Here is a 19,848-nt window from a genome sequence, read left to right as displayed (position 1 = left end):
AAATCGGGCTCATGGTCCTTACGAAACGCGGACACCCGGCCCGCGGCCGGACACCGGTGGCCGCGCGGTGCGACGCTGGAGGCATGCAATCGCTGTACGAGCCCCACGGGACCGAAGCCGCAGGCGAGACGGCCCGGATCCTGGTCGTGGACGACGATCCGACCGTCGCCGAGGTCGTCACCGGATATCTGCACCGCGCCGGCTATCTGGTCGACCGCGCCGACGACGGCCCGACCGCCCTCACCCGCGCCGCCGCGCACCGGCCCGACCTCGTGGTGCTCGATCTGATGCTGCCCGGCATGGACGGCCTGGAGGTGTGCCGGCGGATGCGGGACGGCGGCCCGGTGCCGGTCATCATGCTCACCGCCCGCGGCGACGAGGACGACCGCATCCTGGGCCTGGAGGTCGGCGCCGACGACTACGTCACCAAGCCCTTCAGCCCCCGCGAGCTGGTCCTGCGCGTGGAGTCGGTGCTGCGCCGCAGCCGGCCCGCCAGCACCGGGCACCGGCTCGCCGCGGCCGGACTCAGCGTCGATCCCGACGCCCGCCGGGCGACCAAGAACGGCACCGAACTCGCCCTCACCCTCCGCGAGTTCGACCTGCTCGCCTTCTTCCTGAGGCACCCCGGCCGGGCCTACAGCCGTGAGGATCTGATGCGCGAGGTCTGGGGCTGGGACTTCGGCGACCTGTCGACCGTCACCGTCCATGTCCGCCGGCTGCGCGGCAAGGTCGAGGACGACCCGGCAAGGCCCCGCCTGATCCAGACCGTGTGGGGCGTCGGCTACCGCTTCGAGCCCGGCTTCGAACCCGGCGAGGCGGTGCTCTGACCATGCCCGCCACTCTTCTCATCGCCCTCTACGCCTTCGCCGGTGCCGCCGCCGCGGGGGTGGCGGGAGCGGGCGTGCTGCGCCTGATCCGGCGCCGCTCGCTCACCGCCTCCGTCGCCGTGGTCGCGGCGGTCGGCGTCGGCGCGATGCTCGCCGGCACGCTCGCCGTCGCCTGGGCGATGTTCCTGTCCTCGCACGACCTGACCGTGGTCACCACCGTCGTCGCGATGGCGGCCGTGGTCTCCCTGGCCACCGCGCTGCTCCTGGGACGCTGGGTCGTCGCCCGCAGCCGTGAACTCATGGACGCCGCCCGCTCGTTCGGCGACGCGGGTGCCTTCGCCGCCCCGCACGGCCCGGCCACCGCCGAACTGGACGCCCTCAGCCGCGAGTTGGCCGCCACCAGCGCACGGCTCGCCGAATCCCGGGAACGGGAGCGGGCGTTGGAGAAGTCCCGGCGCGAGCTGGTCGCCTGGATCTCGCACGACCTGCGCACCCCGCTCGCCGGACTGCGCGCCATGTCGGAGGCGCTGGAGGACGGCGTGGCCGCCGACCCCGGCCGCTACCTCAAGCAGATCCGCACCGAGGTCGAGCGGCTCAACGGCATGGTCGGCGACCTCTTCGAACTCTCCCGTATCCACGCGGGCACCCTCCCGCTGAGCCCCTCCCGGATCTCCCTGTACGACCTGGTCGGAGACGCACTGGCCGGCGCCGACCCGCTGGCCCGCGAACACGGTGTCCGCCTCGTGGGCGACCGCGTGGAACCGGTACCGGTCGAGGTGGACGGCAAGGAGATGACCAGAGTCCTCGGCAACCTCCTGGTCAACGCGATCCGCCGGACCCCGCCCGACGGCACCGTCGCGGTCGCCGCCGAGCGCACCGACGACGGCGTGGTGCTCTCCGTCACGGACGGCTGCGGCGGCATCCCCGAGGAGGACCTGCCGCGCGTCTTCGACACCGGCTGGCGCGGCAGCGACGCGCGCACCCCGCCGGCGGGCGCCGGCCTGGGCCTGGCCATCGTCCGCGGCATCGTGGAGGCCCACCAGGGCCAGGCCACGGTCCGCAACATCCCAGGCGGCTGCCGCTTCGAGGTGACACTGCCTGCGGCGCCTTAGGCCGTCCGGGGGTGCCGCATCCTGGAGAGTTCGGGGGCTGCGGCATTCGGGGGGCGGGCGGTTGCGGCCTGCTGTGGAGTCTGAGTGGCTGCCGCGTTGTGGGCGTGCGGGGCTGTGGGATGCGGGGGGAGTGTGGGTCGCTGCGGAGTCCGAGCGGCCGCCGCATCCTGGGCGGTCCGGGGCTGTGGTACCTCGGGGAGTGCCGGTGGCTGTGGCGTGCTGCGGAGTCTGAGTGGCTGCCGCGTTGTGGGCGGTTCGGGGCTGTGGGATACCGGGGAGTGCCGGTGGCTGGCGTGGCACGGAGCCTGAGTGGCTGCCGCATTGTGGGCCGTGCTGGGTTGTGCCATCCCGGGGAGCGTGGGGGTTGCGTCATCCGAGGGAGTGCGGGTGGCTGTGGCGTGCTGCGGAGTCTGAGCGGACGCCGCATCCTGGGCGGTCTGGGGACGGCGGGATGCCGACGAGATCGGGTGGCTGCCGCATCCTTGGTGGTCCGGTGGCTGCCGCACCCCGGGGGAATCCTCGGCAGCCCCGGCCGCCGTCGTACCCCGGACGGGCGCGTGGTCCGCGCCGCGCCAAGGGGGGACTTGCCGGCCGCCGGGCCGGAGTCGGCTCGCTCGCCGGGCATTCCCGTTTGACCCTCACGCGTCCACGGGCCCCTACACCGGCCCGGCCTCCGCGAACTCCCGCATGCCTGCCGTGAATTCGACCTGCGGCTTCCACCCCAGGTCGGCCCGCAGCCGCGACGAGTCGGCGGTGATGTGCCGTACGTCCCCCAGCCGGTACTCCCCGGTGACCACGGGCTCCGGTCCGCCGCACGCGGCGGCCAGTGCCCGTGCCAGCTCGCCGACGGTACGAGGCTCACCGCTCCCGGTGTTGTACGCCGCGAGGACACCCGGCGCCGCCTCCGCCTCCAGCGCCGCCACATTGGCCGCGGCCACGTCCCGCACGTGCACGAAGTCCCGTCGCTGCCGGCCGTCCTCGAACACCCGCGGTGCCTCGCCGCGGGCCAGCGCCGAGCGGAAGAAGGACGCGACCCCGGCGTACGGGGTGTCCCGCGGCATCCGCGGCCCGTACACGTTGTGGTACCGCAACGACACCGCCGACCCACCCGTGCTGCGGGCCCAGGCCGCGGCCAGGTGCTCCTGGGCCAGCTTGGTCGCCGCGTACACGTTCCGGGGATCGGCCGGAGCGTCCTCACCGACCAGCCCGGGGCTCAACTCCGCGCCGCACCGCGGGCAGGGGGGCTCGAAGCGGCCCGCGTCCAGATCGGCCACGGCCCGTGGACCGGGCCGTACGACCCCGTGCCGAGGGCACTCGTAACGCCCCTCCCCGTACACCACCATCGACCCCGCCAGCACCAGGCGCCGCACCCCCGCCTCCGCCATGGCCGCGACCAGCACGGCCGTGCCGAGATCGTTGCGCGAGACGTACTCCGCCGCGTCGACGACACCGTTGCCGAGCCCGACCATCGCCGCCTGGTGGCAGACGGCGTCCACCCCGGCCAGCGCTCGGGCCATGGACGCCGGGTTGCGCACGTCCGCGCCGGGATCCTCCCGGACGTCGTACACGAGCGGCTCGTGCCCGCCCGCCCGCAGCGCCTCGACTACATGGGACCCGATGAACCCGGCACCGCCGGTGACCAGTACACGCATACGGCCACGCTAGACGCGGACGGCACCGGGACCGGGCGACGCGACCGGCACGTCATGACTCCGTAAGGGGTGGGCGTGGTGAGTCGCGGGGTGACGTCGGACGCGCTCACGGAGGCCCCGGCGCCGCGGTTCACGTCCGTTCGTGGCGGTTTCAAGAATCTGTGTCAACAACGTTGACTCCGCAGGTGGATGCCCGCACATTACCTATCGGTAGAACTCAGCGGTAATCCCGCGATCCGGCACCCCACGCCGGTACCTCTCCTTGCTCCGAGCCGCCGCATTCTCGCGCACCAGCACCCACGCGGGCACTGCCATGCCCGCTCGCTCCGTGTCCCCACCCGAGAAGAGGGAGCGCCCGCCCATGCCCAAGCCTGCCCTGCGCCGTGCCATCGTCGCGACGTCCGCACTCGCCGGCGCGCTCGCCCTCGGCCTCACCGCCGTACCCGCCGACGCCACGACACCCCTGAACTACGCCGCTCTGGGCGACAGTTACAGCGCCGGCTCCGGGGTCCTGCCGGTCGACGCGAGCAATCTGATCTGCCTGCGCTCCACGGCCGACTACCCCCACGTCATCGCCGCCCGTACGGCCGCCCGGCTGACGGACGTCACCTGTGGCGCCGCCCGGACCAAGGACTTCACCGAGTCCCAGTACCTCGGGGTCGCCCCGCAGGCGGACGCGGTCACCGCGGACACCGATCTGGTGACCCTGACGATCGGCGGCAACGACAACGGCACCTTCATCGACGCCATGCTCGCCTGCGGCACCGCGGGGCTCCTCAGCGCAGGCCAGGGCAGTCCCTGCAAGGACACGTACGGCACCTCCTTCGACGACGCGATCGACGCGAAGACCTACCCCGCGCTGAAGACCGCGTTGCGTGCCGTGCGGGCCAAGGCACCGGACGCCCGTGTGGCGGTGCTCGGCTACCCGTGGATCACGCCGGCCGAGGCCGACCCGTCCTGCTTCGCCAGAATGCCGATCGCGTCCGGCGACGTGCCGTACCTGCACGCGCTGCAGGCCCACCTCAACGCCGTCGTGCAGCGCGCCGCCGAGGAGACCGGGGCCACGTACGTGGACTTCTCCCAGGCGTCCGAGGGCCATGACGCGTGTCAGGCCGTCGGCACCCGGTGGATCGAGCCGCTCCTGTTCGGGCAGAACCTCGTCCCGGTCCACCCCAACGCGCTCGGCGAGCAGCGCATGGCCGAGCGCGCCATGAGCGTTCTCGGTCTCGGCTGACTCCCGCGGCCGCTCAGGCGCGTGCGCCGCCGTCGACCCGCAGCACCGTGCCGGTCACGAAGGAGGATCGGTCGCTCAGCAGCCAGGCGGCGGCCTCGGCGATCTCCTCGGGGACGGCGGCGCGGCGCAGCGGGGTGAGCGCCGTGAGCCGGTCCTGAAGTCCGGGAGCCTCCGCTTCCCAGGCCCGGATCATCTCCGTCAGGGTGTTGCCGGGCGCGATCGCGTTGACACGGATGCCTTCGGGACCGTACGTCACGGCGGCCGACTCGGTGAGGCTGTTCACCGCCCGCTTCATCGCACCGTACGCGGGCAGTTCGGGGTTGCCCCGCATACTGCCGATGGAGGAGTTGTTGACGATGGCGCCCGTTCCGGCGGTTGCCCGGATGGCGGCGACCTCGGCGACCATGGCCAGCCAGACGCTCTTGAGGTTCACCGTGTACACATGGTCGAACTCGGCCTCCGGCAGCTGGTCCATGGGGCCGGGCGGCTGGATCGTGGCGCCGTTGTTGAAGGCGATGTCGAGGCGGCCGTAGAGGTCGACGGTACGGTCCACGGCGGCCCGCACGCTCGCCGTGTCGGCCAGGTCGCAGACGATGTGGTCCGCGGTGCCGCCCGTCGCCCGCACTTCCTCGGTGACCGCCTTCAGCTGGGCCTCGGTGCGGGCCGCGAGCAGGACCCGGGCCCCTTCCCGGGCGAAGAGCCGCGCCGCGGCGGCGCCGATTCCGCGCCCGGCACCGGTGATGAAGGCGACCTTGCCGGCCAGCAGGCCTTGGCCAGGGGTGTCCTTGGTTGCGTTGTCCACGGCAGCGAGCCTGCGCCCCGGTCCCGGACCCATCCAGGCACCGGGAGTACCTGGATCGGTCGCGCGGCACCCGCGCACACTGAGGGTGTGGACAGAGCAGAACTGGCGGGATTCCTGCGCAGCAGGCGTGAGCGGATCAGTCCGGCCGACGTGGGCCTGGCCGCCGGGCCGCGCCGCCGCACACCGGGGCTGCGCCGTGAGGAGGTGGCGCATCTGGCGTTCATCTCGACCGAGTACTACACCCGGCTGGAGCAGGCCCGCGGCCCGCGCCCGTCCCGTGAGGTACTGACCGGACTGGCCCGCGCCCTGCGGCTGTCGGACGCCGAGCGCGAGCATCTCCACCTCCTGGCCGGCGCCCCGCCGGATCCCGCGCCCGGCCCCCCGCGCGAGGTGCGGCAGAGCATCCTCGACCTGATCCACCGGCTGCCGCAGTCCGCCGCCTTCGTCACCTCGGCCACGCTGGAGGTGCTCGCCTGGAACGAGTTGGCCGCCGCCCTGATGGAGGACTTCTCGGCCCTGCCGCGCCGCGAGCGCAACCTCGCGCGGCGCGTCTTCCTCGGGCCGCGCTCCGGGGGACAGCGGCTGTACGGCGTGTCCGACGCGGACGCGTTCGCCCGGCACGCGGCACGCCGGCTGCGCACGGCTGCCGCCCGCTACCCCGACGATCCCGAGGTGACCGGGCTGATCCGCGAACTGCGCGCCGGAAGCGAGGAGTTCGCCCGGCTGTGGGACTCCCACGACGTGGACGGGGAACGCACGCTCCGCAAGACGTTCCGGCATCCGCTGGTCGGGTCGGTCACCGTCAACTGCGACGCCCTCGACCTCACCGACCGTGACCAGCAGGTCGTGATCTACACCGCGGTCCCCGACACCCCGTCCGAGGAGGCGCTGCACCTGCTGTCGGTCATCGGCACCCAGCGCATGGACACCGCCCGCTGAGCCGAACCCACCGAACGGTGCAGGCTCCGCCGGGCCGTGCTGCGCGCCGCTCTTCGCCATGCGCCGCCCTGCGTCCGCAGCGCCGCGAACCCTCGTCCATGCAGCGGTGCGCAATCCTCCAGCCGGCGCGGGTCGGTGGTCTCCTCGTCGCCCCGGGTGTGGACGAGCAGCGCGGCACGCACAGCACCGACCGCGGCCCTGGCCAGCACCGAGGTGCGCAGGGCACACCGGCGGGCCGGCTCTTCCGGGTCGGCCTCGGCGAAGCGTTCGGCCGGCGCCGAGCTGATTCCGTCCTCGAACTCGGTCAGGACATGGGTACGGCGCGTCCGGCCGGTCGGCGCGTGTGGCGGCGCGCCCACGACGAGGATGGTGAGCCCGCCGTCGAGGCCGCCCGTTGCGGCGAGCAGGCTGTGGTGGACGGCGGTGCGGGGTGGTTCGGCGGCCGGCCGCCGCAGGACCTCCTGCCGCACGCGGGTGACGAAGTCCAGGATCGACCGCCGCCGCGCTGATCATGTGCGCGGCGCTTGCGCTCGTCGGCTGCGCGCCTGGCGGCTGCACCCGAACAGGCCCACCCGGCCCGGACCGCGCCCCTGCCCACCCTGACCCCGGCCGTCCGGTCGAGGGCTACCGCACTGGCGTCCGGGGAGTTCGGCCGAACCGCCCTCGGGCGCTCTGCCCACGCCCGCCGGCCCGTCTCATCCGTTGGGGTAGGCCTGCGCGACGAGCTTGGCTCGCAGCACCTGCCACTGGGCCGCCATGTCGTGCACCAGGTACAGATCCCGGCGCCGCGTCCACGGCTGTCCCGAGTGCGGGTCGTAGGTGTGCGGCATGGTGAAGCCGCGCGGCGCGTACGCGGTCATCCCCCGGTCCCGCGTGGTCTGAACACACCGCTTGTGGTGATCGCGGAACCCGACCACACAGGCGGTGCCGATGCCGCCGGACGCCTTCTTGCGGTACTCCAGCACCTGTCCGGCGACCCCGTCCGTGCTCAGGTAGGTGATCGTGCCGTCCTCCGCGACGACGGGCTCGATCGACGTCACGTCGTCCACGCCGTGCGCGGACCGCAGGAACCGGGCGATCTCCCACTGCGCGTAGACGGGCACGTTCCGCCGCTCGCGGATCCGGGCGATCGTGTCCGCCAACTCCTCGTTGACGGGGCCGGGTTCGGGGAGCGTCTTCTCCGGGTAACCCGACTGCGCGGGCCGCTTGCCGAAGGAGTAGCCGACGATGAAGTCGAACCGGTCCAGCTGCGCCGTCTCCGGGTGCCACTCGAAACCGACGTCGTACAGTTCCGGCACCAGCGCGCGAGCAGTGTGCCGGTCGTCGATCTCCCGGCCCAGCACCGTCCGCATCTGCTCGGTGAGCCCCGTGGCCGCGCCGGAACCAGCCTCCTCGGCGGCCTCGGCCGGAGGCATGTCGAGGACCGCCGGTGCGGCGAGAGCGGCTGCAAGGTAGGCGGCGAGTGCACGTCGTTCCATGAGGCCGGGCCTTCCGTCGTCAACGAGCTGGGATGCCGAACCCTTGGGATGCTCGGTCCGAAGCCGTACACGCCGGTGAACCTGTGATGAAACGCGTCTTGATCTTGTCGGGCGCCCAGCGCCTGGGGGCATGTGCCCCCAGGCTGGGAGACGTGATCAGCAGTACAGGTTGTTCCCCGGCGGGACGCCGAGGATCTGGGTGAAACGCTGGTAGGCGTCGACGCGGCTCTGCACCTGGGCCGGGTTCTTGCCGTCGCACTCCAGGGAGCCGTTGATGGACCGGATGGTCTGGCCGAATCCGGCGCCGTTGACCATGGCGTTGTGCGGGGTCATCGTGCCCGGTCCCGACTGGGTGTTCCAGTACCACAGGCCGGTCTTCCAGGCGACGGCCGCGTTGTTCTCCACCTGCCAGGGGTTGTTCAGCAGGTCGATGCCGAGTGCGTCACCGGCGGCCTTGTAGTTGAAGTTCCAGCTGAGCTGGAGCGGGCCGCGCCCGTAGTAGGCGGCCTGTCCGGCGGGGCAGCCGTACGGCTGGCTCCAGTCGCAGTAGGTGGGGTAGTTGGCGGTGTTCTGCTCGACGACGTACACCAGCCCGCCGGTCTCATGGCTGACGTTGGCGAGGAAGGCGGCGGCCTCCTGCTTCCTGACCGTGTCGCTGCCGGTGTTCGCGAAGCCGGGGTAGGCGCTCAGGGCCTGGACGAGGCCGCTGTAGGTGTAGAAGCTGTTCCGGTTCGGGAACATCTGGTTGAACTGGGCTTCGGAGACGACGAATCCGGAGGGAGTGCCGGTTCCGCCGCCGGCCGGAGCGTTCCACTTCTGGTTCGCCCCACCCGTACAGGTCCAGATCTGCAGCCGCGTGCCGTTGGCGCTGTTGTTGTCCCGTACGTCAAGGCACTTGTTCGCGGCCGGGTTGACGATGTCGTGGGCCGAGGTGACCACCCACTGCTGATTGGCGCCGCCGGAGCAGTCCCACAACTGGACCGCCGCGCCGTCGGCGGTGCTCCGGTCGACGACGTCCAGGCACTTGCCAAGCGCCCGCAGCGTGCCGTCACCCGGGTTCGACCAGTTCTGGGCGCTGGTTCCGTTGCAGTCATAGAGCTGTACGGCGGTGCCGTTGGCGCTGTTGGCTCCCGCCACGTCCACGCACTTGCCGGCCAGCCCGGTGATCTGGCCGTCCGCGGCCCGGGCGGGCGTGGCGATGAACAGCGCGGCGAGAAGGGCGGCGACGACGCCGCCGGCCAGAGAGCGTCCGAGACGCCCCAGGCGTATGGGTCTGTACGGGAGTTCGGCGAGGCGGAGGTGCATCGACAGGTGCTCCAGTCCTGGTCGGGGGATGGGGTTCGGTGCCGGTTCCGGCGGATGTGCCGTGCTGCCGGACGGTGGTGTGGGTACGGGGCCGTCAGCCGAGCACGGTCTCCGTGACGACGATGTGACCGGCGTCGGGATCGAGGCTTCCGCCGAGCCGGCCGAAGGCGCCGTCGGTCAGGTCCAGGCACTTGGGCACCTGCGGAGTCCAGGCGAACGTGCCCCGGTCGTTGATGCGGACCACCAGCGACCTGCCGTTGGCGGTGTTCGTCACCTGGACCCGCGTGCCGAAGGGCAGTTGGGGTTGACGGCTGAGTGAGGTCGCCGCGGTGTCGGCGTTGTTGTCGAACAGTTCGCCGCTGGCCGTGAGGGCGCCGGGCGGCTGCGGACCGTAGTGGGTCGCCCAGCAGGTGTCGGATGCCTGCGCCGCCGGCGCGTCCGCGCCTGCCTGGGCCGGGGAAGAGGTGAGCAGGCATGCGGAGAGGCCCAGCGCGGCTGTGAGAACGGCGACGGAAACGGACCTGGCCATGGAGGAAGGCGGCCTTTCGGGTGGGGGGTGGGCATCGGGCAGCGTGCACCTCCGGAAGGGACGGCCAACGGTGAGCACGGCGCGCGATGCGTGGCTGAGCTGTGAAGCTAGAGGTACAGACCATTGAGGGTCAAGGTCTGAAGTAAGCCATGAAGAAAGGGAGTTGCGGCTTGCTGCCGTGGGTGACGACCCTCGGTGTCGAGCAGATGTGCCGTCCGTTAAGTTGCCTGGTGAAGCTACGGGGAACGTGTGAAAGGCCCGCCATGCCCTACCTCACCATCGACTACTCCTCCCACCTGGCCGGAGCCTTCGACACTTGCGCCCTTGTGAAGGAGTTGCATCCGTTCGTGGTGGAGGCATCCGGTACGTCGGGGGTGTGCAAGACGCTGCTCAGGCCGGCGGAGACGTACGTCGGGGACACGGCGAGCGCGGGGGCCGTTTTCGTGCACGTGGAAGTCGGCCTCATGCCCGGCCGCCCCGAGGCGCGGAAGGCACGACTGTCCGAGGGTGTACTGGCCCTGCTCGCCAAGCATCTGCCGGTGGACGACGGTGACGGGAAACGGCTGTTCCTCTCGGTGGAGGTGCGCGACCTCGCCGCCTCCTACCGGCTTTCGCCATCGGTGCGCTGAGCCGCCGGCCGGGGCCGGACACCGCGCACCGAATTCGGTTGTCCGCCGTGTCGGCCCCGCACTAGCGTGCGGCCAGTGGATCTCTTCTCACGCTCTTGGACGGCACTGCGCACAGCCGTCGCGGAACTCCCGGACGAGGACTTCGAGCGGCCGTCCGGCTGTACCGGCTGGCTGGTACGGGACCTGGTGTGCCACCTCGTCATCGACGCCCAGGACGTCCTGATCACCCTGGTGACACCCGCCGACACGGAACCGACCGTGGACGCGGTCACCTACTGGAACCTGGTCGAACCCCCGACCGGCGAGGATCCGCTCGACGCGCTGATCCCTCGGCTGGCCGCCGCCTACGGCGAGCCGCGGTTGCTGAAGTTCCACTTGGCGGACGTCGGTTCCGCGGCGGGCCGCGCCGCCGGGCTCGCCGATCCCGCCGTCCGTGTCGGCACCCGCGACGAGGTGCTCACCGTCGGGGACTACCTGTCCGCTTACGTGGTCGAGTGGACCCTGCACCACCTCGACCTGATCGCCCATCTGCCGTCGGCCGCCGAGCCGCCCGCCGAGACGCTCGCGGCGGCGCGCGCCTCGCTGGAGAAGATCGCCGGGGCTCCGTTCCCCGCCTCGTTCTCCGACAAGGACGCGTTGCTGATCGGCACCGGACGACGTACGCCGACCGAGGAGGAGCAGGCCGCGCTGGGCGACTTCGCCGCCAGGCTGCCGTTCGTTCTCGGCTGACCGGCCCGACCGGCCCGACCGGCCCGACCGGCCCGACCGGCCCGGTCGTCGGTCTCCGGACGAGTGCTCAAACGTCCCCAGTGCACTCGGACATGGCCGGAAACCAAGACCGGATGACGAGATGATCTTCGCGTTCGGTCACTACCATATGTCCGCAAGACAACCGTTCGACCGGCCCGTTCCATACGTGCCGATCGGGGTCGCCGATGCCAGGGACCGCTCCCCGGGCTGCGGTGATCTTCCTGTCCAGGAGGACCTTCCGCATGTTCCGACGTATTGGCAACACTGTCGTCCGACATCCCGTGTGGACGATCGTGGCATGGCTGATCGCCGCGGTGGCGATCGTCGCCACCGCTCCAAGTCTGCCCTCGAACAGTGACGAGAGCAGCTTCCTGCCCAAGAGTTACGAGTCCATCAAAGCCGCGGATCTCCAGCAGAAGGCGTTCCCCAGCGCCTTCACCCCGTCCGCGATCGCGCTGTACCAGCGCACGGACGGCGGCACACTGACCGCCGCCGACAGGCAGGACGTCGCCCGGATCACCACCGAACTGGGCAACAAGCACATCGACCAGGTGCAGAAGGTCGTCCCCGGCCAGCCGTCCAAGGACGGCAGGTATGACCTGACCCTGGTGCAGATGGACAGCAAGAACGCCGGCCAGCCCAAACAGGCGGACGCGGCCAAGGTGTTGCGTGACGACGTCAAGCAGCTGGCCAAGGGCACGCATCTCGACGTCAAGCTCGGCGGTTCCGCCGCGCAGGCGCTCGACCAGCAGGACTCGTCCAAGCGTGGCCAGGCGCTGATCGGTATCGGCACCTTCGTGATCATCCTGGTGACCCTGCTGATCATCTTCCGGGCGCCGATCCTGGCCGTGCTGCCCCTGGTGCTGATCGGCCTGGTCTCGGCCATCGCCAACGGCCTGATCGCGTACGCCACCAAGCTGTTCGACCTGCAGGCCAACAGCTCCATCTCGTCCATCCTGATCGTCGTGCTCTTCGGCGTGGGTACGGACTACTTCCTCTTCCTGATGTTCCGGTACCGCGAACGCCTGCGCGCCGGAGACGAACCGAAGCAGGCCATGGTCAACGCGGTCGGCCGGGTCGGTGAGGCCATCGCCTCGGCGGCCGGCGCCGTCATCATCGCGTTCCTCGCCCTGGTGCTGTCCACCCTGGGCTTCCTCAAGCAGATGGGCCCGGCGCTCGCCATCGCGGTGGCCGCCACCCTCGTGGCGGGCCTGACCCTCATCCCCGCCGTGGTCTCGCTGATCGGACCGAAGGTCTTCTGGCCCTCCAAGTCCTGGCAGAAGGAGCCGGAGAACGCCCGGTTCGCCGCCCTCGGCCGCGGTGTGCAGCGCCGCCCCGCGCTGACCGCCGGGGTGTCCGGTCTCATCCTGGTCGCGCTGTCGCTCGGTATCCTCGGCTACCACGCCACGTTCGACCTGGCGTCGGGCTCCATGCCGAAGACCAAGGAGTCCATGGTCGTCCAGGACCAGATGCAGAAGGCGTACTCGGCGGGCGCCGCGGCCCCCACCGACGTCTACCTGTCCAGCACCGACGGCAAGCCGCTGGACAAGAGCGCCTTCGACGCGTACGCGCGCAAGCTCGGCGCCGTGGACGGGGTCGCGAGCGCCCGTATGACGCAGGTGAACAAGGACGGCAGCACCGCGGACTTCACCGTCACGCTCAAGTACGAGGCGTCGACGGACAAGGCGATCGACACCGTGGGCCGGGTGCGGGACGTGGCACACGCCGACGCCCCTGACGGCACCGAGGCGATCGTCGGCGGCATGTCCTCGATCTACAAGGACATCAACACCGCGGTGAACCATGACTACAAGACGGTCTTCCCGGTGGCCGCCCTCCTCATCATGGTGATCCTGGGTCTGCTGCTGCGCAGTGTCGTCGCCCCCTGGTACCTGATGGCATCGGTGGGCCTCGGCTTCGGCGCCACCCTCGGCGCCACCGTGTGGATCTTCCAGAAGGGGCAGGGCCACTCGGGTCTGATGTTCATGCTCCCGGTGATCATGTATCTGTTCGTGGTCGCCATCGGTACCGACTACAACATCCTCATGATCGCGCGGCTGCGCGAGGAGGCCCGCGAGGGCCGCGAGCCGCGTGAGGCGGCCGGCATGGCGCTGCGGCACGCCGGGCCGACGGTCGCCGCGGCCGGCTTCATCCTGGCGGCGACCTTCGCCACGATGATGCTGGCGGGCAACTCGCTGCTCACGGAGATGGGTTTCGCCGTCTCCTTCGGCATCGCCGTCGCCGCCTTCGTCATGGCGATGTTCTTCACCCCGAGCCTCACCGCGCTGATCGGCCATGCCGCGTGGTGGCCGGGGCATGGCGACCGGGCCGAGGCCGCGACGGCCGACGCCGGCACCGGTGTCAGCGGCTCCGGGCCGGCGCCCGGCGCCGACCGGGGCTCCATCGCCCACGACCCCGCGGGGCGCCGCAACTAGCGGCAGCGGGTGGCGTGACGGGGAGCCCGGCCAGGCCCCATGAGGGCCCGACCGGACTCCCCGTCCGCATGAGCAGCGATGTACGGCCGACATCCTCATCCGACCGGCGAACCGGCCCTGGAGCGTGAACCCGGTACGGTCGCCTCCGGCTATGACAAGCCGTGGGCGACGACCACTGGAGCGACCAGGCCGGCAACACCGCCACCTTCACCTTCACCGGCACCCGCATCGCCCTGCTGTCCGTCCGCGACACCGGCAACGGCGTCGCGGCCATGAGCGTCGACGGCGCGGCGGAGCAACGCGTCGACTACTACGGCGCGATCCGCACCGGCGAGACCCTCCAGTACGTGAGCCCCGGCTTCCGTATGGCCGGCACACACTGCGGATCCGGGGTCACCGGCGAACACGACGCCCAGTCGCAGGCCGCGTTCGTGAGCGTGGACCGGGCCGAGGTGTACACGAACTGACGGCGGCCCGATGGGTGCGGCTGTCCACGACGGCAGACCGCGTGAAGGCGAAGCACCTGCGGCACGATCCGCGGGCGGCGCTGCATGTGCCCGGTGACGCGGTCGGGCGGGAGCTCCTCGCGAGGCTCCCGCCGCCAGGCCCGAGGACGAAGACGCCTTCCTCGCCCGGCAGCCGGCCGGGCGCAGGGTCGTGATCCGGCTGCGGGCGGACCGGCTGTACGGGGCGGCCCTGAATGGCTGGTCCCTACCGTCCGGCTTCGGCCCCGAGTTCCGCCAGGCGGGTCAGGGCGGGCAGAGCCGCGGCGATCGCCTGTCGTTCCGCGGGCGTCAGCTGGGCGATCAGCGGGTTCAGGTGACGGCCCCGGTCCTCCCGCCGGACCTGGCCGATCTTTCGGCCCCTGTCGGTGATGTGGACGAGGACGGCGCGTCCGTCCGTCGGGTCGGGGCGGCGTTCCACGAGACCGTCGCGCTCGAGCCGGGTGACCAGCTGAGTGAGCCCGGGCTGGCTCATCTGCTCGGTCTTGGTGAGTTCGGTCAGCCGCTTCGGACCGCTGCAGGCCAGTGTGTCCAGCACGGACAGTGTCGTGAACGACAGCTTCTGCACCGCGGGAAGCCGGATGTAGTAGCGGTTGAAGTTCTCGATCGCCCTGGTGAGGTCACCGACATCCAAGTCCGTGTTGCTGTCGGCACGCTGAGTAGAAGTCACCCTGGAAATGTATCGCAGACTTATATAAGCTCCTGATCGATTGCGTGCCGGCGTCCCGTCCAGGCGCACGGTTTGCATTGCACCTCGGCGCAACGGCGCGTCAATGGATTTGTAGAGCGCTAGGTGAGGAACACACCAATGACTGTGCGAATCGGCATCAACGGCTTCGGGCGCATCGGTCGCAACGTCTTCCGTGCGGCGGCCGCGCGGACTTCGGAGCTGGAGATCGTCGCCGTCAACGACCTGGGCGACGTGCCCACGATGGCCCACCTGCTCGCTTATGACTCGATTCTGGGCCGCTTCCCCGAGGAGATCACCGCCGAGCCGGGCGCGATCCGCGTGGGCGACCGGACGATCAAGGTCCTCGCCGAGCGCGACCCCGGCGCCCTGCCCTGGGGCGACCTGGGCGTGGACGTCGTGATCGAGTCCACCGGCATCTTCACCGACGCCGCGAAGGCGCGCTCACACGTCGAAGGCGGAGCGAAGAAGGTCATCATCGCCGCTCCGGCCAGCGGCGAGGACATCACGCTGGTGATGGGCGTCAACGACGGTGACTACGATCCCGAGCGCCACACCATCATCTCCAATGCCTCCTGCACCACCAACTGTCTCGCCGTACTGGCCAAGGTGCTGCACGACTCCATCGGCATCGACACCGGCATGATGACCACGGTCCACGCCTACACGCAGGACCAGAACCTGCAGGACGCCCCGCACAAGGACCTGCGCCGGGCCCGGGCCGCGGCCCTGAACATCGTGCCCACCTCCAGCGGCGCCGCCAAGGCCATCGGCCTCGTCCTGCCGGAACTCGCCGGCCGGCTGGACGCCTTCGCCCTGCGGGTGCCCGTCCCCACCGGCTCGGTCACCGACCTCACGGTCACCACCCGCCGCGGCACCACTGTGGACGAGGTGAAGGAGGCGTACGCGGCGGCGGCCTCGGGACCGTACAAGGGCTTGCTGTCCTATGTGGACGCGCCGTTGGTCAGCACCGACATCGTGGGCGACCCGGCCTCCTGTGTCTTCGACGCCGGGCTCACCCGGGTGTCCGGCCCGCAGGTCAAGGTCGTCGGCTGGTACGACAACGAGTGGGGCTACTCGAACCGCCTCATCGATCTGGCACTGGTCATCGGGTCGTCTTTGTAGTTCCTCGCCGACCCGGCGTCTGCACCACCCGCACGTCAGCAACGGTCGTCCGCCGAAGCGGCGGCCGTCGCTGCTGCGCGCCCGTGAACCGGCGCGCAGCGCACCCGACGCCACCGATGCCGTCGGCGTGCCCGGATGCCCGGCGAATCCCCTGCACGCCACGAGGACAGACCACATGAACGAACTTCCGGCGTTACCGTTCGACAACCCGTCCATACTCGGCGTCGCACCCCGGATGCGCGCACTGCAGCAGGAGGGGCCGATCACCAGGGTGCGGACCGTCGGCGAAGAGGCCTGGCTGGTCACCCGCTACGACGAGGTGAAAGCACTGCTCTCCGACCGCCGACTCGGTCTCAGTGATCCCAAGCCGGAGCCGGCGGCCAAGAACACGGCCAGGATCACCATGATGGCGCTGATGGCCGGGGACGACTACCACACCGAGGCCACCGAGCATCCGCGGATGCGCGAGTTGCTTGTGCCCAGGTTCTCCACGCGCCGGATGCGCCTGATGAAGACCCGGATCGAGCACCACGTGGACGAGTTGCTCGACCAGTTGGCCACCAGCACCGCGCCGGTCGACCTGCACCGCGCGCTGTCGTTTCCGTTGCCGACCATGGTGGTCTGTGATCTGCTCGGCGTGCCGTTGGCCGACCGGGAGCGGATCGGGCAGTGGGCCAGAGGCACATTCGACCAGAGCGACAGCCGGCACTCGATGAACACCTTTCAACAGGTTGTCGACTACATGACGGAACTGGTGGTGCGCAAGCGAACCGAGCCGGGCGACGACATCCTGTCCGAGTTGATCGCCGAGAAGGACGGCACGCTGTCCACTGAGTACATCGCCCAATTGGGTTGCGCTGTACTGCTGTTCGGCTACGAGACCACCATCGTGCGCATCGACATGGGCGTCCTGCTGATGCTGCGCAATCCGGCCCAGCGTGCTCTGCTGGCCGAGAATCCCGGACTCGCGCCGGCCGCGGTCGAGGAGATCCTGCGCCTGGCCGTTGGCGGCAAGGGATCCAACGCGCTGATACCCCGCTACGCGCACAGCGACATCACCGTCGGCGAGACAGTGATCCGGACCGGGGACGCGGTGATGCTGGCCATCGGCGCGGCCAACATCGACGACCGGGCGTTCCCCGACAGCCACGTGCTCGATCTGACCCGGGACAAGCCCAAGTCGCATATGGCATTCGGGCACGGCACCCGGCACTGCATCGGCCGCGTGCTGGCCCGGATCGAACTCACCGCGGTGTTCGAGCGACTGTTCCGCAGACTGCCCAACCTGCGGCTCGCGGTACCCGAGGAGTCGCTGCGCTGGCAGGAGCACCGGATCACCGGCGGGTTCGACGAACTCCCCGTCACCTTCTGAGTGGCGTTGCACGAGCGAATGTCTGACGCTCCTTCCCCCACGCACAGTCGTCACGAGGACAAGGAACCATGACGGACACTTTCAACGACTACGCCGACTGCACGCCTCTTCTCGACGACCGTGAGGCCCTCGACCGGTTCTACGACGAGCACGGCTACGTCCATCTGCGCGGCGTTCTGGACCGTGAACTCGTGCGGACCGCCGCCGAGCAGATGCTGGAGGGCCTGATCGCACTCGGCCACGCCGCCCCCGGCACCACGCTCGACACCCTCACCATCGAGTCCTTCGAGGCGGTCGACGAGGTGGCGATGCACGACTACGTCAAGTACGACGACCTGTGGAACCACCCCTCGTCCCTCAAGGTCTGGGAGAAGGTCTTCGGCGAGCCCGTCTTCGTCTTCAAGTCGACGACGATCCGCTACTACCCCTCCGCCGCGGGCTCCGCGGAGCCGAGCTTCCTGACGCCGCTGCACCAGGACGGCTTCTACATCGGCCCGAACAAGGACTTCCGCACCGTCTGGATACCGCTGCTCCCGACGACCCACGACATAGGCGGCGTCGCGGTCGCCGACGGCAGCCACAAGAAGGGTCCGCGCGAGCACGTCGTCACCGAGAACTTCCGCCGCTTCGGCCACGCCGTGCGCGGAATCCCGGCGGAGGAGTTCGGCTCGGACGAGCAACTGCTGTTCTCGCCCATGGAACCGGGCGACGTGATCATCTTCCACGCCTTCATGTGTCACAAGTCCATCCCGAACGTCTCGGTGAACCCGGCCGGCATGCGGATGTCGATGGACACCCGCATCCAGCCCGCCTCCTCGCACCGCGGATTCAACGCCCTGACCCCCTGGACGGAGTCCGCGAAGGACCCCTCCAAGGGAATCCTGTCGAAGATCACCGGCACTCCCACCACCATCGAGTGACGTTGTCACCCCCGCACCCGCCTCAACCGTCCCCCCACGAACGCCTGGTAGGCAGCGCATGACGAAACGCGAGGGCCTCCCCCCTCTGAAGGGGCCCAACGCAACACCGGAGCCCTCGGCCGGCACGGAACCGGCCGCCGCCGGGCTCAGTGGCATCGCCCTCGTGGTGGTGCTCACCGGATACGCCCTGTCCATCGTGGACGCCTCCATCGTCAATGTGGCGCTGACCTCGATCAGTGACGACCTCCACGGCGGTGCCGCCGCACTGGAGCTGGTGGTGTCCGGCTATGGCCTCACCTACGCGCTCGGCCTGGTCCTGGGCGGACGGCTGGGTGACGCCTTCGGCAGACGGCGCCTGTACGCCTACGGGCTCGCGGCGTTCACCGTCACCTCGGCGCTGTGCGGACTCGCCCCGACCATCGAGTTCCTCGTCGCGGCCCGGCTGCTGCAGGGTGCCGCCGCCGCCATGCTCGTACCGCAGGTGCTGGCGACCATCCAGGCGGCCACCGAGGGCCAGGCGCGCGCCCGTGCGATCGGCATGTACGGCGCGACCGCGGCTCTCGGCATGGTCACCGGGCAGATCCTGGGCGGGCTGCTGGTCTCGCTGGACGTCGCCGGGATCGGCTGGCGGTCGGTCTTTGCGATCAATGTGCCGATCGGAGTGGCCGCGCTGCTGGCCGTCCGGCGCGTCCCCGCGACCAGGGCCGACACGAAGCCGGGCTTCGATCCGCTGGGCACCGTGCTGTTCGGTGTCACCATGGTCTGTGTCCTGGCCGTGGTCGTGGCGGGCCCCGACCTGGGCTGGCCGCTGTGGTTGTGGTCGCTGCTCGCGGTCGCCGCGGTGGGGGCGCTGGCGCTGGTGCGGGCCGAGCGCGGACTGGAGGCGCGGGGCGGGGCACCGCTGCTGTCCCCGTCGGTGCTGTCCCATCCGGGGATGCGCAGAGGGCTGGCGGCGGTGGTGCCGTTCTCGGCCGGCTTCGGCGCCTTCCTGTTCGTCTACGCGCTGATCGCGCAGGGCCACTTCGGCTTCGACGGGCTCGCCTCCGGCGGGGTGCTGACGCCGTTCGCCGCGGCGTTCTTCGTGGTGACGCTGTTCACCCCGAGGATCGCGGCGGCCCTGGGCAGCCGGATCGTCACCCTGGGCGCCCTCGTCCAGGGCACGGGCCTGCTGTTGCTGGCGCTGGTGATCTGGCTGGGCTGGCCGCATCCCTCCCTGGCGCTCGTGCTCGTCGGGATCGGCTTCTTCGGCGTAGGCGCGGCACTGACCGGCCCGACGCTGTTCCGGATGATCCTCGCCGACGTACCCCCCGCGCAGGCCGGCATGGGCAGCGGTGTGCTGGTGACCAGCCAGCAGATGGCGACCGCGCTGGGCGCGACCGTCGGCGGAACCCTCTATGTCTCCCTCACCGGTTGGCTGTCGACGGCGTCGGCGGCCGTGCTCGTTCTCGCCCTGTTGGGGTGCTTCTCGGTGACCGTGCTCGTGATCAGCCTGAAGCTCCCCGATCCCCGCTGACACCCGCGCCCCTCGAACGGCGCGATCTGATCCAG

18 protein-coding genes and 2 pseudogenes are annotated in these 19,848 nt (G+C 70.6%); 13 read left to right on the top strand and 7 right to left on the bottom strand.

Annotated elements, in window-relative coordinates; all coding sequences use genetic code 11:
- Positions 1-83 precede the first annotated feature (83 nt).
- A complete protein-coding gene (locus ACWCQS_RS13390; RefSeq protein ID WP_451004556.1) occupies positions 84-827 on the top strand; it encodes a response regulator transcription factor in 744 nt (247 codons plus the stop codon).
- A gap of 2 nt (positions 828-829) precedes the next feature.
- The gene (locus ACWCQS_RS13385) at positions 830-1,939 is read left to right on the top strand and encodes a sensor histidine kinase (RefSeq protein WP_451004555.1); all 1,110 of its coding nucleotides are present in this window, start codon (positions 830-832) and stop codon (positions 1,937-1,939) included.
- Between the two features lie 656 nt (positions 1,940-2,595).
- Here the strand turns inward: ACWCQS_RS13385 and ACWCQS_RS13380 are convergent.
- A complete protein-coding gene (locus ACWCQS_RS13380) occupies positions 2,596-3,591 on the bottom strand; it encodes an NAD-dependent epimerase/dehydratase family protein (RefSeq protein WP_451004554.1) in 996 nt (331 codons plus the stop codon).
- Between the two features lie 361 nt (positions 3,592-3,952).
- Between ACWCQS_RS13380 and ACWCQS_RS13375 the strand changes: the two genes are divergently transcribed.
- Positions 3,953-4,825 carry an SGNH/GDSL hydrolase family protein gene (locus ACWCQS_RS13375; protein WP_451004553.1) on the top strand — a complete coding sequence of 291 codons (873 nt, stop codon included), beginning with the start codon at positions 3,953-3,955 and terminating at the stop codon, positions 4,823-4,825.
- Between the two features lie 13 nt (positions 4,826-4,838).
- On the opposite strand, the gene ACWCQS_RS13370 is transcribed toward ACWCQS_RS13375, so the two are convergent.
- Positions 4,839-5,660 carry an SDR family NAD(P)-dependent oxidoreductase gene (locus ACWCQS_RS13370; protein WP_451004552.1) on the bottom strand — a complete coding sequence of 274 codons (822 nt, stop codon included), beginning with the start codon at positions 5,658-5,660 and terminating at the stop codon, positions 4,839-4,841.
- Positions 5,661-5,714: 54 nt separating this feature from the next.
- Here ACWCQS_RS13370 and ACWCQS_RS13365 point away from each other — a divergent pair, with 54 nt between their 5' ends.
- Positions 5,715-6,566, top strand: coding sequence for a helix-turn-helix transcriptional regulator (locus ACWCQS_RS13365; RefSeq protein WP_451004551.1), 852 nt, complete (start codon positions 5,715-5,717; stop codon positions 6,564-6,566).
- On the opposite strand, the gene ACWCQS_RS13360 is transcribed toward ACWCQS_RS13365, so the two are convergent.
- From ACWCQS_RS13360 to ACWCQS_RS13345, 4 genes are all read right to left on the bottom strand, one after another.
- Positions 6,479-7,036 carry a hypothetical protein gene (locus ACWCQS_RS13360; RefSeq protein WP_451004550.1) on the bottom strand — a complete coding sequence of 186 codons (558 nt, stop codon included), beginning with the start codon at positions 7,034-7,036 and terminating at the stop codon, positions 6,479-6,481. The two genes, ACWCQS_RS13365 and ACWCQS_RS13360, sit on opposite strands and share 88 nt — an antisense overlap.
- A 225-nt stretch (positions 7,037-7,261) precedes the next feature.
- Complete coding sequence (locus ACWCQS_RS13355; protein ID WP_451004549.1) at positions 7,262-8,044, bottom strand: hypothetical protein; 783 nt, start codon at positions 8,042-8,044, stop codon at positions 7,262-7,264.
- 156 nt (positions 8,045-8,200) lie between these two features.
- Complete coding sequence (locus ACWCQS_RS13350; protein WP_451004548.1) at positions 8,201-9,349, bottom strand: glycoside hydrolase family 19 protein; 1,149 nt, start codon at positions 9,347-9,349, stop codon at positions 8,201-8,203.
- A gap of 94 nt (positions 9,350-9,443) precedes the next feature.
- Complete coding sequence (locus ACWCQS_RS13345) at positions 9,444-9,878, bottom strand: septal ring lytic transglycosylase RlpA family protein (RefSeq protein WP_451004547.1); 435 nt, start codon at positions 9,876-9,878, stop codon at positions 9,444-9,446.
- Between the two features lie 263 nt (positions 9,879-10,141).
- On the opposite strand from ACWCQS_RS13345, the gene ACWCQS_RS13340 reads away from it, so the two are divergent.
- The 5 genes and pseudogenes from ACWCQS_RS13340 to ACWCQS_RS13320 all read left to right on the top strand — a co-directional run.
- Positions 10,142-10,507: a 5-carboxymethyl-2-hydroxymuconate Delta-isomerase gene (locus ACWCQS_RS13340; RefSeq protein ID WP_451004546.1), complete on the top strand. Its 366-nt coding sequence runs from the start codon at positions 10,142-10,144 to the stop codon at positions 10,505-10,507.
- Between the two features lie 75 nt (positions 10,508-10,582).
- Positions 10,583-11,236 (top strand): maleylpyruvate isomerase N-terminal domain-containing protein, encoded by a 654-nt coding sequence (locus tag ACWCQS_RS13335; protein ID WP_451004545.1) that lies wholly within the window; start codon positions 10,583-10,585, stop codon positions 11,234-11,236.
- A 263-nt stretch (positions 11,237-11,499) separates the two neighbouring features.
- The gene (locus ACWCQS_RS13330; RefSeq protein WP_451004544.1) at positions 11,500-13,692 is read left to right on the top strand and encodes an MMPL family transporter; all 2,193 of its coding nucleotides are present in this window, start codon (positions 11,500-11,502) and stop codon (positions 13,690-13,692) included.
- A gap of 164 nt (positions 13,693-13,856) precedes the next feature.
- Positions 13,857-14,159 (top strand): annotated as a pseudogene (locus ACWCQS_RS13325) (hydrolase); the annotation flags it as partial.
- 5 nt (positions 14,160-14,164) lie between these two features.
- Positions 14,165-14,394, top strand: a pseudogene (locus tag ACWCQS_RS13320) (PPOX class F420-dependent oxidoreductase); the annotation flags it as partial.
- Between the two features lie 9 nt (positions 14,395-14,403).
- Here the strand turns inward: ACWCQS_RS13320 and ACWCQS_RS13315 are convergent.
- Positions 14,404-14,865, bottom strand: a complete 462-nt coding sequence (locus ACWCQS_RS13315; RefSeq protein ID WP_451004543.1) for a MarR family winged helix-turn-helix transcriptional regulator — start codon at positions 14,863-14,865, stop codon at positions 14,404-14,406.
- Positions 14,866-15,003: 138 nt separating this feature from the next.
- Between ACWCQS_RS13315 and gap the strand changes: the two genes are divergently transcribed.
- The 4 genes from gap (at position 15,004) to ACWCQS_RS13295 (ending at position 19,813) form a co-directional block, all read left to right on the top strand.
- A complete protein-coding gene (gene gap, locus ACWCQS_RS13310) occupies positions 15,004-16,008 on the top strand; it encodes a type I glyceraldehyde-3-phosphate dehydrogenase (protein WP_451004542.1) in 1,005 nt (334 codons plus the stop codon).
- Between the two features lie 175 nt (positions 16,009-16,183).
- Positions 16,184-17,380 carry a pentalenolactone synthase gene (gene penM / locus ACWCQS_RS13305; RefSeq protein WP_451004541.1) on the top strand — a complete coding sequence of 399 codons (1,197 nt, stop codon included), beginning with the start codon at positions 16,184-16,186 and terminating at the stop codon, positions 17,378-17,380.
- A gap of 68 nt (positions 17,381-17,448) precedes the next feature.
- Positions 17,449-18,300 carry a 1-deoxypentalenic acid 11-beta-hydroxylase gene (gene ptlH / locus ACWCQS_RS13300; RefSeq protein ID WP_451004540.1) on the top strand — a complete coding sequence of 284 codons (852 nt, stop codon included), beginning with the start codon at positions 17,449-17,451 and terminating at the stop codon, positions 18,298-18,300.
- 58 nt (positions 18,301-18,358) lie between these two features.
- Entirely contained in the window at positions 18,359-19,813 is a 1,455-nt protein-coding gene (locus ACWCQS_RS13295; RefSeq protein ID WP_451004539.1) for an MFS transporter, read from the top strand.
- The last annotated feature ends 35 nt before the right edge of the window (positions 19,814-19,848 follow it).

The organism is Streptomyces sp. NPDC002076 (genome assembly GCF_053593835.1).
This window is presented reverse-complemented; position numbering and strand designations above follow the sequence as displayed.